General features: G+C 46.3%; 14 protein-coding genes. 1 reads left to right on the top strand and 13 read right to left on the bottom strand.

Features of this window, described 5'->3' with window-relative positions:
* Positions 1–57: 57 nt before the first annotated feature.
* From OXH00_07115 to OXH00_07080, 8 genes are all read right to left on the bottom strand, one after another.
* Positions 58–1,164 carry a ParB/Srx family N-terminal domain-containing protein gene (locus tag OXH00_07115; GenBank protein ID MCY3740771.1) on the bottom strand — a complete coding sequence of 369 codons (1,107 nt, stop codon included), beginning with the start codon at positions 1,162–1,164 and terminating at the stop codon, positions 58–60.
* Between the two features lie 508 nt (positions 1,165–1,672).
* Positions 1,673–2,368 (bottom strand): hypothetical protein, encoded by a 696-nt coding sequence (locus tag OXH00_07110; protein ID MCY3740770.1) that lies wholly within the window; start codon positions 2,366–2,368, stop codon positions 1,673–1,675.
* Between the two features lie 7 nt (positions 2,369–2,375).
* Positions 2,376–3,191: a site-specific DNA-methyltransferase gene (locus OXH00_07105; protein MCY3740769.1), complete on the bottom strand. Its 816-nt coding sequence runs from the start codon at positions 3,189–3,191 to the stop codon at positions 2,376–2,378.
* Between the two features lie 18 nt (positions 3,192–3,209).
* Positions 3,210–4,175: a mannonate dehydratase gene (locus OXH00_07100; protein MCY3740768.1), complete on the bottom strand. Its 966-nt coding sequence runs from the start codon at positions 4,173–4,175 to the stop codon at positions 3,210–3,212.
* Positions 4,176–4,194: 19 nt separating this feature from the next.
* Positions 4,195–4,644, bottom strand: a complete 450-nt coding sequence (gene dtd / locus OXH00_07095; GenBank protein MCY3740767.1) for a D-aminoacyl-tRNA deacylase — start codon at positions 4,642–4,644, stop codon at positions 4,195–4,197.
* Between the two features lie 24 nt (positions 4,645–4,668).
* Entirely contained in the window at positions 4,669–5,685 is a 1,017-nt protein-coding gene (locus OXH00_07090; protein MCY3740766.1) for a hypothetical protein, read from the bottom strand.
* A gap of 55 nt (positions 5,686–5,740) precedes the next feature.
* Positions 5,741–6,856 (bottom strand): hypothetical protein, encoded by a 1,116-nt coding sequence (locus OXH00_07085; protein MCY3740765.1) that lies wholly within the window; start codon positions 6,854–6,856, stop codon positions 5,741–5,743.
* A 122-nt stretch (positions 6,857–6,978) separates the two neighbouring features.
* Positions 6,979–7,533 (bottom strand): hypothetical protein, encoded by a 555-nt coding sequence (locus OXH00_07080; protein ID MCY3740764.1) that lies wholly within the window; start codon positions 7,531–7,533, stop codon positions 6,979–6,981.
* Between the two features lie 469 nt (positions 7,534–8,002).
* Here OXH00_07080 and OXH00_07075 point away from each other — a divergent pair, with 469 nt between their 5' ends.
* Positions 8,003–8,830: a hypothetical protein gene (locus tag OXH00_07075; protein MCY3740763.1), complete on the top strand. Its 828-nt coding sequence runs from the start codon at positions 8,003–8,005 to the stop codon at positions 8,828–8,830.
* A 172-nt stretch (positions 8,831–9,002) separates the two neighbouring features.
* On the opposite strand, the gene OXH00_07070 is transcribed toward OXH00_07075, so the two are convergent.
* The 5 genes from OXH00_07070 to hisB form a co-directional block, all read right to left on the bottom strand.
* Positions 9,003–9,821 carry a phytanoyl-CoA dioxygenase family protein gene (locus tag OXH00_07070; GenBank protein MCY3740762.1) on the bottom strand — a complete coding sequence of 273 codons (819 nt, stop codon included), beginning with the start codon at positions 9,819–9,821 and terminating at the stop codon, positions 9,003–9,005.
* Positions 9,818–10,096, bottom strand: coding sequence for a hypothetical protein (locus OXH00_07065; protein MCY3740761.1), 279 nt, complete (start codon positions 10,094–10,096; stop codon positions 9,818–9,820). The genes OXH00_07070 and OXH00_07065 overlap by 4 nt, the downstream gene beginning before the upstream one ends.
* A 67-nt stretch (positions 10,097–10,163) precedes the next feature.
* Positions 10,164–10,940 carry a LamG domain-containing protein gene (locus tag OXH00_07060; GenBank protein MCY3740760.1) on the bottom strand — a complete coding sequence of 259 codons (777 nt, stop codon included), beginning with the start codon at positions 10,938–10,940 and terminating at the stop codon, positions 10,164–10,166.
* Positions 10,941–10,992: 52 nt separating this feature from the next.
* Positions 10,993–12,285 carry a glucose-1-phosphate adenylyltransferase gene (locus OXH00_07055; protein ID MCY3740759.1) on the bottom strand — a complete coding sequence of 431 codons (1,293 nt, stop codon included), beginning with the start codon at positions 12,283–12,285 and terminating at the stop codon, positions 10,993–10,995.
* Positions 12,286–12,287: 2 nt separating this feature from the next.
* Positions 12,288–12,875: an imidazoleglycerol-phosphate dehydratase HisB gene (gene hisB / locus OXH00_07050; protein ID MCY3740758.1), complete on the bottom strand. Its 588-nt coding sequence runs from the start codon at positions 12,873–12,875 to the stop codon at positions 12,288–12,290.
* Between the last annotated feature and the right edge of the window lie 96 nt (positions 12,876–12,971).

Below are 12,971 nucleotides of genomic sequence, written 5' to 3'. Positions count from 1 at the left end.
TTCTTAAAACTGAATGACTCTGAAGTTGAAAGTAGCTAGTAGATTAGTACGGCAGTTTCAGTTATCCTCTAAGAGGTCGGCGCGAATACTTGGAAACTGGCTAAGCAATTCCTTGGAGTTGATAGCAAGCTTTTCAACAGCGCGTTGCACCTCCGGAGAGTCTTTATAATGATGGATGTGACTCAAGGAAATTACAATCTTATTATGTGCCTCATCGATTAACTGAATGATTTCTTCATCACCATATGCTAATTGCCAAGCAACATCAAAACGCGCCTGCTTATTATTTTCGAGGTATTGAACGGCCTGAGGATTTTCAAGAAGCCTGCCGAAGTCAGCAGCGTTTCGTGAACCGGTCAAAAGCGGTGGATGCTGTTGAGTACCAAATAACCATCGCGCAAAATTCGCGAGTGCACCCAAACGGTGTTTGGGAACTGGCGTTTTTGCGTCATCTGGCTCGGCAAAGATGTCAAACCCCAGATACTTTTGAACTCCTAACGTTTGGATGGAAAAAGACATAGTGATGAATCTAAATTCAGCGTCTGCGGCAGAAAAACCCTCTAAAACGTCCTCCATTTGCCGCAGAAGCCGATAGGATATATAGTGATATCGAACCCTGGAAATGCTGCTTCCAATCATTCGGTTCACATCTTCATAACTCATACCTTGTTCATCAATCAATTTGGCGATATATTCCGATTTTTGTGTTGGAAACCATTGTTTGATGCCAGTAACACCATGATGAAACGCTTGGAACGATTCAACTTCCTGACGAGAATGAATCTGTATGTACGGTATTTTCTCAAAAAGTTTTTCGGGAACACTCTTGTTTTCAACAAGTGGAGCCCATCCTTTGAAAATCTCTTTCCCGTTAATGGCGTGACGAAGATAGATTAGGGCAGCGACGCGCCGATTACCATCTACGACAACAAATCGTTGTTCTCCATCCGATTCTTCTTTGACGACCAATAACGCCTCATGTCTCCAAAAACCGTTCTCCAAGTAAGACATAGCAAGTTCATCAAGATCCCAATTGCCCATCATTCCAAGGATCTCTTCCTGAGAAAGATTAGCATCTGTTTGATGACGACCGATTCTGGGATTCTTCGCATCAAGATAAAGATCATCAAGTGTCGCATATTGAAGTTCCGTTGTTATTCTCATGTTTCACCTCAGTCTAAAGCTCGGAATAAAAAATCTCCGAGATTCACACAACTTCCAGCACAAACAAAGGTTCTCCTTACAAGAAGGTTCTACCTACGTATCTAACGCGATGGCATGTCGGAGAGCCCTTCTTACGAAAGGGTTGAAGATAGCCCGGTATATATTGACAATTTCTGTTGGCTGAAGAGTGCCGCTCTTGTAGGTATATCAGTGCCAGCCTACCGATAGCATTCGGTGGACAGGACACGTGCAAGGATGCACGTGATGCTATTCCTGTCCAACTGACCCTTTAACTGTACTACATTTTTGAGAAAATGTCAAATCTTTTTTAGCGGTGTTTGGCAGAAAATACTTACTACAAAAAATACGGGAAAAAGCAAATCGACAGATGAGGTTTAAAAAATAAATTGGGTAATTGCGGCTATGCGACGTGCGATGAATCGCACTACTACGAACCGATCTGCTTGTTATCATACGTCTTAGCGTTACCCGATTAAATTCTTAATCTTCATGTGTTGATTTGATGCGGTACTGTTTTTTCAAATTCCTCGGTGACAATAAGGGCAGCATCTGGAATTCTCCGAATATTTACTGTGACTTTCTCGCGCCTCGGACTGCCATCAGCATTTCTAAACCCTTTCTGAAATGAACCACCACATTGACTCAGTGTTTTAGTATCAAAACAGACAAAGTGGATTTCTGATAAGATAAACTCTGTTTTACGCCTTCGCGACATTGCTCCCCTGTTTATCCGGTTCACTTCATATTTGCTGATCCCTTCTTTCAGTTCATCATGCCATTTTTTAAAGGTTCGTTCTTCGTCGTTGTATTCTACCTCACCGATTGCGAGAATCACTCCGTAGTAACCGTAATCACTTATCGTGTTTACTATGGCTTCGGTATCGTTTGTAATAACCGTATGATTTGTCGTATTGGCCGCATGTGTCTTAAAGTCCCATGAGATTTCACGAAACGCGTCAAACTCTGTCCTGCCATATTTTTTACCTGGCATTTCGATTATGGCATCAAAATGTTTTTGACACAAAAATTCAAAATAAAACCCCATCCATTCCATCTGCCGCCACTGTCTGGAACCGCCCTCTTTCATTTCAAGAATGGCACTTCTCCCATCCCAAACTTTTGGCATGTTTCGAGAGGCGTTTTGCAGTTTCTCAACCGTGTCAACTATCTTTTCGTTTATCATAACAAAATCACGTGTCCTGACTAAATAAGTCCCATACAGGTTGTTCTTCCGTTTTTTGAATTAAGTATTTTCCCGATTCAAGCCGATCAAGAGCGAATTCGTAATATGCTGGCACAATCTCGAAGCCTATGTAATGCCGTTCTTTCATTTTGCTGACGACAGCAACCTGCCCAGAACCCAAAAACGGATCCAAAACAACATCGCCTTTTTCACTGGAGTAATCAAGTATCTTTTCAATGAGTTCAGCTGGCAATTTCGTTGGCGTTTTGATGGCACCTTGCCAATATTCTCTCTTGATTTCCCAAACGTCTTCTTTGTCTTTGTAGTGTGCCGATCCGCCGCTTTCAGTCTTTGCATCCTTATCAAATCGGCGATAGGGATAAAACTTTCGTTTCCTGTCGTTTTTGCACAAGAAAAGACAATGGTAGTGGGAGGTTACGTACTTACGCTTCGTAACAACACCAAACTGATATTTCCAAATGAGGTGATTGACAGTCGTGAGCTTGCACTGATCAATTGCTATCAGAAGATCTTTTAGATAGTTCCAACCTGAAAAGATATACATACTACCAGAATCCTTTAGGACTCTCGTCGCAGCGGTAAGCCAGTCAAGCGTAAAAGCAAGATAATCACTTCCCTTGACTTCGTTGTAACCCTGAAGGACACGATCCCCTTTTCGGTTGTAATTGTGACGAGTTGCCTTGAAGTCGATCGCAAAAGGCGGATCCGTTATGATGAGATCAACACATTCATCCGGCATTTCGGACATCAACGCAATGCAGTCCCCCTGCTTGATGGTGTCAATATATTCAGGATGTCCCATTTCTTTACCTATCCAAGTTTACGTCGTTGATAAAATTTCAAGGAACGCTGTCATATATCCGATGGCATACGCGCGGCCTCGGTGTCCCCAACCTGTGTCATCTACGATGTGAGGCACATGGTCGGTAATCATGAAACCTGTGAAACCGACTTCTTTGAGCGTGCGCATTACATCAAACATATCGCAATTGCCGGTGTCAACAAAGGATTCAGCAAATTTTGGGACGTGTCCTTCCACATCACGGAAATGGACATAGAAAATCTTGTCGCGTTCTCCGAAATAGCGGATCGCATCCGTGACACCCGGTCCCATCTCCGACCAAGAACCGACGCAGAAATCGAGTCCGTGTATTGGACTGTCAGCGATCTCCATGCCGCGTTTGAAGCCTTCAAAATTGCGGAACAGACGCGGTACGCCTGCAAGAGATTCAACAGGCGGATCATCGGGGTGGAGTGCGAGTTTAACGCCTGCTTCTTCTGCGACGGGCAGGATGGCGTTCATGTAGTATTCGTAGTTTTCCCACATTTCGGCTTCAGTGAAAACGCGTCCGTGCGATAGCGGTGCGTCTTTAACTTCGTCCATATCAAAACTCGTAACTTCGGCACCGCCTCTACCGGGTGTAGTTCGAGAAGTTCGCCAGACACCGCTCGGCATCCAGTGGTATCCGAAGATCTCAACGCCAGCCTTACCGATATTGCGAATCGTTGTCGCCATATTCTCAATTTGCTCATCACGACCCGGTAGACCGAGCATCGCTTTGTCGTAAAACGGGACCGGCACATTCTCAAGTGCTGCTAACCGGAGTCCAACCGCTTCTACCGCTTTCCGAAGTTGCAAGATGTCCTCAAATTCCCACCGTTCTGTACCGGGGAGTTGTGCCGTGTTGAGCAAGACATCTTCGACACCGAGTTGTTTGATAAACTTCAACCGTTCTTCACTGAGTTCACTGAATTGACCTAAACCGAGACGCATCTTGCGTGCCATAACCTTCTCCTTCATAGGTTCAAAATTGCTTGTTGCTATCCAGTAAAATGGTGACAGGACCGTCATTAATGAGTTGCACATCCATCATCGCCTGAAAGGTACCGCCTTGCGTTGGGATATTCTGCTGTTTTAGGAGGGTGATGAACTGCTCATAAAGTGTGTTTGCGACTTCAGGGCGGGCGGCATTAATAAAACTCGGTCGTCGTCCTTTACGGCAATCACCGTAGAGCGTGAATTGCGAGACAACCAGAGCTGCCCCTCCTGTTTCGAGAAGCGAACGATTCATTTTGCCGTCTTCATCCTCGAAGATACGCAGGTTAGCGACTTTATTGGCAATATATTCCAGTTCTGTTTTGGTATCGTCATGCGCAACGCCGAGGAAGACAAGTACACCTGCCTCAATTTCGGAAACGAGTTTACCATCTACCCTAACACTGGCAGATTTAACACGTTGAACGACTGCTCTCATCGGTAGTTCCTCCAATCGCTCACGCTAAAACAGCAGATTCCCTTCATCAATCGCTTGTGCTTTCTCGCCGCCGAAGGTCAAGTTAAACTGGAATCCGGGTTGACTGTTAAATCCGAGTTGGAACGCGAGGGTATTCGAGACCTCATAACGGAAAGCAAATCCCATAAAATTCGTTACGTTTATACCTGCATACGGAAGTTCGCGCGAGAAATCAGCCACCAACCACATGTTATCTGCAATGGCAACTTCGCCACCGACCTGCCAATTAAGTGTAAAAAAATCAGTCGTTTTCAATAACTTTGACGTTAAAAAGACACCAACACCGGCATGGAGTTTAAAGAGACTCCCGAATCTTTGGGTGCCTACGATATAGGTATTGATTCCGAAAAACGGAAACCCATCGGCAGGGCTATAATCAAGGAATTCGTTGTCCGTGTTGAGCCGATCATCGGCAGTGTAACCGAACTGTGCGTCACCACCGACGGAGATACTTGGGAAATTATCGTTCCGATCGGGTTTGATGTTATACTTGAGTCCGATAACACCGTCAAATAGTGGTTGATCGTAGACGCGGCGATCCGTGGTTGGATCGACATCGGTCTCTTCGGCAACATTATAGAAATCGTGAACGACTTTCCGGACACCACCCGTTGAAAACGTACCGCCCAACACCAAATCAAGTTCGTCGCTCAAACCGTAATTGAATCTGACTGGCACGAGGAAGGTCTCGACTTGGAGCGATACGCGATGCAGTTCCTCAAATCCACCGATATTCACTTTTTGGCGTTGATCCGGTAGCAGATCAACTTTTGAGTATTGAAGTAGCCCAAACGTAGTGCTGGAGCCGCCCTTGCCGACCGGCTCCGCGGTCTGAATCGTACTGAGATGTGGAATGGCTGGCAATTGTGCTGAGAGCGGCGATGCCATGCCAATAAGAAGGAGTCCACAGATCATATATATGAGGGTTTGTGTGTTGGGGTGTCTCTTTTTTTTCGTCTCACCTGTCCGCCGAAAATTCGCGCCAGAAAAGTTAGGGTGCATAGATTTATCCTTTGGAATTATGTTGTTATTTAAGTCTTTTACTAAAGTTTTACGATTATTGCGATCGCGCTAACTGCTTTGCGCTTTCGTCTCGCTGTCCATCGGGTCCAGGTGTATTGTCAAAGGCAGTTATCCAGTACTTTCTGAATAGCAGGTCTTGTCCGACAAGAATTGGGTCTTCACCGGGGATCGTCCAAGTGCGATCCTTTTTTCCCGGTGCGGGACGCAGGAGAAAATTTCCGGATGCATCTTCGGTATAGAGTTGGTAACCATCAAGATCAGGTTCGATATTCGGTGTCCATGAGATAACGGCATCGTATTTCGTGTTAAACAGTGAGCGCGGTCGATAAATCACACGAACGTTTTTCGGTGGTGCAGGCGGGACATTCGGCGTTGCTGCGTTGATTGTAGCAAATGCTTCTGCGCCAAATGTATCTACAGCAGCGACGCGATAGACTTTCCGGGTGCCATCTACCTCAAAATCGTGGTCGAAATAGTAGAGCCGGTCTCGTTTCGGTTCGGCAATTACTTTAAAACGTAGCGGTTTCCCGTCTTCGTTGTCAAGTGCAGCATAAATGCGGAAGACAGAGAAATCATCAGATAGTTCATAACCTTCCCAAAAGAGCTTAACGGTGAGGTCGGTCGGATCACCGAGCGTTACAACAGGGGCCGGCGGCGGGATGCTTGGTGTGGCTAAGGCTGTTTTCCAAATACGACGCGGTTCTTCAGTCTCAATTGGCGGATGCGTCGGATCAGGTGTTTCTATCCCGTTGACATCAACATAAGTAATGCGATATTCATAAGCGAGGAGCTGTCCAGAAGCATCAAGCCGGTCATTTTCGAGATTTTGCGTGTCAATAAATTCATTTGCGGGTGCGTCAACGGAGCCGACTAAAGCAAACTCCGTATCCGTTCCGCCTGTAGAGCGTCTATAGATCCGGTAAGCCTTGATACCTTCCTGTCCAATATCGTTCCATGTGACTCGCACCTGTTTATCACCGGCAAAGAGCGTAAGTCCATCGGGTGCACCAGAAGTGCGGAGGTTGTCTGGGTCAAGCGGATTCGCGAAATCCTCGCTACTTGTGCAGGCGTACAGGAGAACTAAAACAGAGAATATAAAAAAACTGAGCACACCAACCTTACGGTTGGATAAGGTGTGGAATAGACGCATAATTTTTGCTCCTTGAAAAACAACGCAATTATAACCAACGTTCTTCAAACCAACTGAAAACCTTATCTTGACAGAGGTCCCCATCCCTTACGGGGAAGGGAAAATCGGACAGAAACGAATAGTTAAAAGTAGTGTAGAAGTTTCAGACTTGCCCGCTGGTTTTGGAAATCATAGTGCGGTAGTAATTGGAACGAGGCACGCGGAAACAGCAGACCGGTGTTTCCAAATCGGTAATTTGTGAAATCAATTTTCCGAGTGTGTAGATTTGTTCTCAGCGTTTGCGAACGGGACCCAGAAAAGGCATCGCCTTCCGCAAGTTCAGACGATTCTGAGGGTGTGTCGAGTTGACTATAGACTGAGAAGAGTACGGCAAGTCCTACACACCCGAGGCCGACACCGGACATAATGCTACCAGCATTTCGCCTGACGAGGAAAGCATCTTTGTGTGCCTGAATGTCCGCTTGGATTGCGGCGTTGAGATAGGCATCGTAACGCTCTTGAGCAGAGGCTTTGAGAAGCGTGCCACCGAGTTGGAAACTCATGCCAGAGGCAAAAAGTGCGATCGAAAGCACGCGCGATCGGCGCGCCGCATCCGCATGCTGACTCGTTAAGACGAATATGAGGAGGCAACTACACACAAATGCAATGTATTTTTGATTGAGATTATAGTGCTTCATGTCAAGTCTGTTCCTTTATAAAATAAACCTGTTTCTATAAAGTTTACTCTATTTTTTCTCGAAAGTCAACGCTTTTTGCAATGACAAGCAAGACTTGTGCTAAGCAACTATGGTTAGAAAAAATAAACGCACAAGTAACTTTTGCGTCTAAGCATATAAAAGTGGATTCACAAATTAGAGGCGTAAAGTCCGGATCGATAGCCATTATCCAGTTTGCCCTTACGCAAGAAGGGAAATTTGGACAACAGAACGCTGACTGCTGACTATTGAATAACTGAATACCTCTAAGTTTGGAGCTGCTTGATTTGACATTCAGCAAAATCCATAGTAAAATTAAAGAGAACCTTTCGCAACAGAACCTGTCTTAAGTATCAAAAAGATGTCTATAAAGCGTTCCCAAATGCGAACGCTGCGAAGTGGGACATTTAAGAAACGCGCTTGGAAATGGAAAACACCGGAGGAAAAGCAAGTGAAAATTGCTAATAATCGGAGAAGCGTCATTGCAAAAATCGGAATAGGCTGTCTTGTATGTCTATTCCTCGGTTTTGGGATACTGCTCTATGCGCAAGAAAAAACAAAATCGGAGTTCATCGGCACACAACCTGAGATGAACTTCGCTAAAATGAAAGAGATGGAAGCTGCTAAAATGCAGGCGATGGCGAAAGCAAAAGAACAACCCGAACCACAACGTAATAACAGATCTTGGGGTCGCCAAAACCGTGGCGGAGTTGACTTCGGAGAGAACGCAGCGTTTTACAAAACCATTGTTGACCACAACCTCTTCCGTCCGCTGGGCTGGACCCCGCCAAACAATGAACCTTCCTATAGTCTGATTGGCACCAAGGCTGTTGACGCGAACGGCGCAATATCACAAGCGACGCTGCTGGAAAAGAGATCTAATCGCTATCACTTTGTCACCATCGGGACAAAACTTGGCGATATGACAGTCAAGGACATCCAAGCCAAACAGGTAACCTTGGACAAAGCAGGAGAGACAATAAAACTCAAAACCGGTGGGTTCCAACCCCTCACGGCTACACAAGAACGCGGTGGCGACAGAGGTGAAAATCGTGGCGAAGGTGGGTCCGAAAAAGCAGGCAATAACGAGGGACAAAACCGAGCCAGACAAATGGCTGATGCAAAGCGCAGGGAAATGGAGCAGAAAGGGCGGGCAAATGCAGAAAGAATGAGGCAGGAGATGATGGAAAAAATGAAGCATGCCTCAGCAGAGGAGCGGCGAGAAATGATAGAGAAATTCCGGAGAGAACGTGGTAGAAGAGGTCGCGGTCGCGATTGATAGTATTGCGATTACTTTAAGAGGCACATTTCAATTTATTTCAAGGCGCGGTTTCTAACCGCGCCTTTTTGTTCAATAAGGCTCATGCAAATTAAACAGAGAAGTTGTATTTAACCCCCTAAATCCCCTTATCAAGGACTTTAATGGAAATACATAAGTCCTGTTGAAATAACTATGCTGCTTCCTGAGCGTTCTCTGGCATGTTTTCAAGTCGAGACAGCCAGTAGCCAACATCAAACGACTCGTCACCGATAAGAAAACGCCACTGCTTGATCCGATTGACAATCTCAAGCCGGACATCGTTCCCGTACCATCTGTGATTCCTGCCTAAGATGCCGTGGATCGGTGCTGTATCGATATCGTCTGTGTTCCAGAGTTTACACTGACGCACCGTCGGGTTGAGGCGGAGTTTGAACATGTAGCGTGTCTGCTCTGTGAGGTTCGGTTGCGCACAGTGCCACATCCCGTGATGCACCACAAAGAGCGTTCCTGCTTCGCAAGCAATCGGCAGTTGACTGAGGAAGTTTTGGTAACGCGCGATGTCTGTCTCACAGACACGACGATAATGGCTTCCGGGTAGAATCATCGTCCCACCCATTTCACGCGGCGTATCGTGCGAGAAATAGAAAAATTGGATATCAAAATGCATCCGCAAGTCAATGATCGCGTCGGCATGCCAAATCTGACCGACCTCGTTTTGCGGACGGACGATGTGAACGGCGTGGTGATCGTAGAGCGGATCCTCACCGACAAGGCTCTGAACAATGCCCTGCACCTCTGGCATCCCGAAAACGCTGCCGACTGCAGACGCATCGTTCCAGACATCGTTTAAAACCGTGCCGCCGCCGCCACGGACACTCACACCGGCTTCCATCTCCGCATGTGCGGCTTTATTTAATTCATCAGGGATTAACTTATCGAAGCGGAGGTAACCGTCCGCAACGAAATTCGCCATCTGTTCTGTAGTGAGCAAATACTTTTTGTCAATCATTGGATTTCCTCCAATTTCTCCAGGATATATTCAAACCTGAGATATGAAGTATGATATTCCATGCCGGGGTAGGCAGGGAATTGTTGTGGAAACTGAATTACCCGCCAGCCATCACGCATCGCTTCCATCACCGAATTATACGGCGGTGCCTCGCTATCACCTGTCGTATGGCGTTTCTCACCAGTACCATCGTACATTGCCCAAGCGACAACGCTACTATTGAGGTCAGGTGTGTGCAGATGCAGCACCAGAAGTTTTTGTCTTAATTCAGACATGTTGAGAGTTAGCCTTCCTTGGAACACGCTCTGTAAACGCGCTTATGAGACCTGCCCGCCTTGGACGTTATTGCGTCTTAATTCGACTCCAAGTCGTCACCAGTTTTCCGCCGGGTTGCACGTCTAACGCGACAGACATCCCATCTTCCATTAGTTCGTTGAGTTCCTTCTCGCTGAGGGCTCTGTCATAGAGAACCACCTCGTCAATAGTGCCTGTCATCCAGTAGTTACCGATGTCGCAGCCCCCAATAAACAGGAAATTATCGTGGTTATCCGGTTTTGTTCCGGGTGCGACTTGTGCATCAATCGCTCCATCAAGATAGAATTTGAAGTCTGAGCCATCGTAAGTGCCTGCAACGTGATGCCAGTCACCATCCGTTACAACAGTTTTGGCATCAAATGATTTCCATCCGGAATTTGTTGTGAAGGAGTAATGGACAACACCGGAGTTAATATGACCGAAAAGCCCATAGTTTCTGCCCGTCGGATTACGGTTTTCTTTAGTGGCAATAATTTGCCACGCACCGGAGACTTTCGGGATATTCACCCATGCGGCGATTGTGAATTCCGCTAAATCAAGCGCATTATCATCATCAACGGTTACCATATCTTGCCCGCCGAATTCCATCGCACCATCAAATTTGCCATCAACCCACTTCGGTTTACCCTGCGCGATTTTTCCATCCAATCCGTTATCGGAGGAATCCGTAACGGTTTCTCCTTTGCCTTCATCGAACAACCACGCACCAACAAGACCGTCTGTATCCAGTGCTACGACCTGTGTTGCTATGAGATGCATTAGCGCAAAAAGACTCAGGATTAAAAATGTTAGTACTCTGTACATCAAAAACTCCCCGTTTTAAACAGACCTTGATGCTGAAATTCAAGGCTATCGTTTAGACGACGGTTTCGGGAGGGATCGTCGCGTCTTTTGGAACAATCACAATACCATCCCGAATGTAGTAGTCTTCACCATCGTAGTTGTCAATTCCGTCTCGGTTTACAAGTACTGAATTATCACCGATACGCGCATTTTTGTCAATAATTGCATTCTGGATCAGGCAATTGCGTCCAATACCGACATTAGGAATACCTGACTTTTCATGCTCCACTCGCGATACATCTGACTCATAGTAATCTGCTCCCATAAGTATAGACTGGTAAATTCGACTGCCACCGGAGATGATACTTCGGATGCCGACAATCGTTCTATCGAGTTCAGAATCATCAATGATAGAACCTTCGGCAAGAATCGATGAACGGACACTACTGCTGTTGACTTTCGTGCTTGGTAGGTGCCGACGGTTGGTATAAATCGGTGCCTGTTCATCGTAGAAGTTGAACGCCGGTGTAGCATCCGTGAGTGCTATATTTGCCGAATAGAAAGCGTGGATCGTACCAATATCCTCCCAATAGCCATCGAAAAAATAGGCTGAGACCGTACGCGCCTGAATGCTCTTTGGAATAATATCCTTACCGAAGTCTACATTTGATTCATCTCGAAGCACCTCTTGTAAGACCTCACGATTAAAAATATAGATCCCCATTGAAGCGATGTATTCCCTTCCTTGTGGTTCAATGTCCCGTGATGTAAAGACCTCAGGTTCAACGCGCAGCCGCTGAAGTTCATCCTCCGTTTGCGGTTTTTCAACGAAATCAACGATACGTCCATTCGCATCTGCTTGGAGAATGCCGAGTCCGCTCGTGACCTCTTTCTCCACCGGGATAACAGAGACTGTGATGTCCGCATTGGATTCAGTGTGAACAGCCAACATTTTTTGATAATCCATCCGATAGAGATGGTCACCGGCAAGGATGAGAACATGGTCGTCTTTGAAGCGAGGGTTGAGAATATAAGGTTCATTGTGCTTGATGGCATCCGCTGTTCCTTGATACCACTCTTCGCCCATCAGCGTCTGTTGCGCTGCGAGAATTTGGACGAATCCGCGGCGATAGGTATCAAAGCGATACGTTTGTGCAATATGTCGATTCAAGGAGACAGAGTTGAATTGCGTCAAAACATAGATTTTTTCCAATCCTGAATGGAGGCAATTGCTAATTGGTATGTCCACCAGTCGAAATTTGCCTGCAATCGGGACACTCGGTTTCGCTCGATCTCGTGTCAGTGGAAATAGCCGTGTGCCGCGACCGCCGCCAAGAATAACCGCAATAACGCTCCCGTTACTCATTACTATAAACTCCCTTTAGTGGACAGTACACCCGTGATATTTTCATCAAGGCGTGTTGCAATATGCAACGCCTTCGCAACCGCCTTAAAGATGGCTTCAATGATGTGGTGTTGATTCGTGCCGTACGGGACGTTGATGTGCAAGGTTGTACCGCTATGGTTCACAAATCCGTGAAAAAATTCTTCGGCGAGTTCAATATCGAAATCACCGACTTTCCCGGAACTCAGCGGTGTCTCAAAGTGGAGGTAAGGCCGTCCGCAGACATCCAAGTCAACTTTGGCGAGGGATTCATACATCGGAACGCTAAAACTGCCGAACCGTTGCATCCCCGCTTTGTCAAGTACTGCTTTTTGGAGGGCTTGTCCAAGGCAGATGCCGACATCCTCCGTCGTATGATGTGCATCTACATGTAAATCACCCTTTGCCTCAATCTCAAGGTCAAAGAACCCGTGTTTGGCAAAGAGTTCTAACATGTGATCCAAGAATCCGACACCCGTATTAATAGTGGATGCCCCTGTTCCGTCGAGGTCAAGACTGAGCTGGATGCGGGTCTCTGCTGTTTCGCGGGCAATTGCTACTTTTCTGTCCATACCGATTTTTTAACTATGGGCCTTTCTGCTCCGTTTTCTTCCGTTGTCAGAAAACGGGTTTTCGTTAAAGGGAACGCTTTACGAAGTTAGGAAATC

The organism is Candidatus Poribacteria bacterium, assembly GCA_026706025.1.
In the GTDB taxonomy this organism is placed as follows: domain Bacteria; phylum Poribacteria; class WGA-4E; order WGA-4E; family WGA-3G; genus WGA-3G.
This window is presented reverse-complemented; position numbering and strand designations above follow the sequence as displayed.

What these genes read in the sequence shown, in the direction of transcription:
- dtd (MCY3740767.1), bottom strand. Translation starts at nt 4,644, where the DNA reads ATGAGAGCAGTCGTTCAACGTGTTAAATCTGCCAGTGTTAGGGTAGAT.
- OXH00_07105 (MCY3740769.1), bottom strand. Translation starts at nt 3,191, where the DNA reads ATGGGACATCCTGAATATATTGACACCATCAAGCAGGGGGACTGCATT.
- OXH00_07085 (MCY3740765.1), bottom strand. Translation starts at nt 6,856, where the DNA reads ATGCGTCTATTCCACACCTTATCCAACCGTAAGGTTGGTGTGCTCAGT.
- OXH00_07065 (MCY3740761.1), bottom strand. Translation starts at nt 10,096, where the DNA reads ATGTCTGAATTAAGACAAAAACTTCTGGTGCTGCATCTGCACACACCT.
- OXH00_07070 (MCY3740762.1), bottom strand. Translation starts at nt 9,821, where the DNA reads ATGATTGACAAAAAGTATTTGCTCACTACAGAACAGATGGCGAATTTC.
- OXH00_07115 (MCY3740771.1), bottom strand. Translation starts at nt 1,164, where the DNA reads ATGAGAATAACAACGGAACTTCAATATGCGACACTTGATGATCTTTAT.
- hisB (MCY3740758.1), bottom strand. Translation starts at nt 12,875, where the DNA reads ATGGACAGAAAAGTAGCAATTGCCCGCGAAACAGCAGAGACCCGCATC.
- OXH00_07110 (MCY3740770.1), bottom strand. Translation starts at nt 2,368, where the DNA reads ATGATAAACGAAAAGATAGTTGACACGGTTGAGAAACTGCAAAACGCC.
- OXH00_07060 (MCY3740760.1), bottom strand. Translation starts at nt 10,940, where the DNA reads ATGTACAGAGTACTAACATTTTTAATCCTGAGTCTTTTTGCGCTAATG.
- OXH00_07080 (MCY3740764.1), bottom strand. Translation starts at nt 7,533, where the DNA reads ATGAAGCACTATAATCTCAATCAAAAATACATTGCATTTGTGTGTAGT.
- OXH00_07090 (MCY3740766.1), bottom strand. Translation starts at nt 5,685, where the DNA reads ATGCACCCTAACTTTTCTGGCGCGAATTTTCGGCGGACAGGTGAGACG.
- OXH00_07100 (MCY3740768.1), bottom strand. Translation starts at nt 4,175, where the DNA reads ATGGCACGCAAGATGCGTCTCGGTTTAGGTCAATTCAGTGAACTCAGT.
- OXH00_07055 (MCY3740759.1), bottom strand. Translation starts at nt 12,285, where the DNA reads ATGAGTAACGGGAGCGTTATTGCGGTTATTCTTGGCGGCGGTCGCGGC.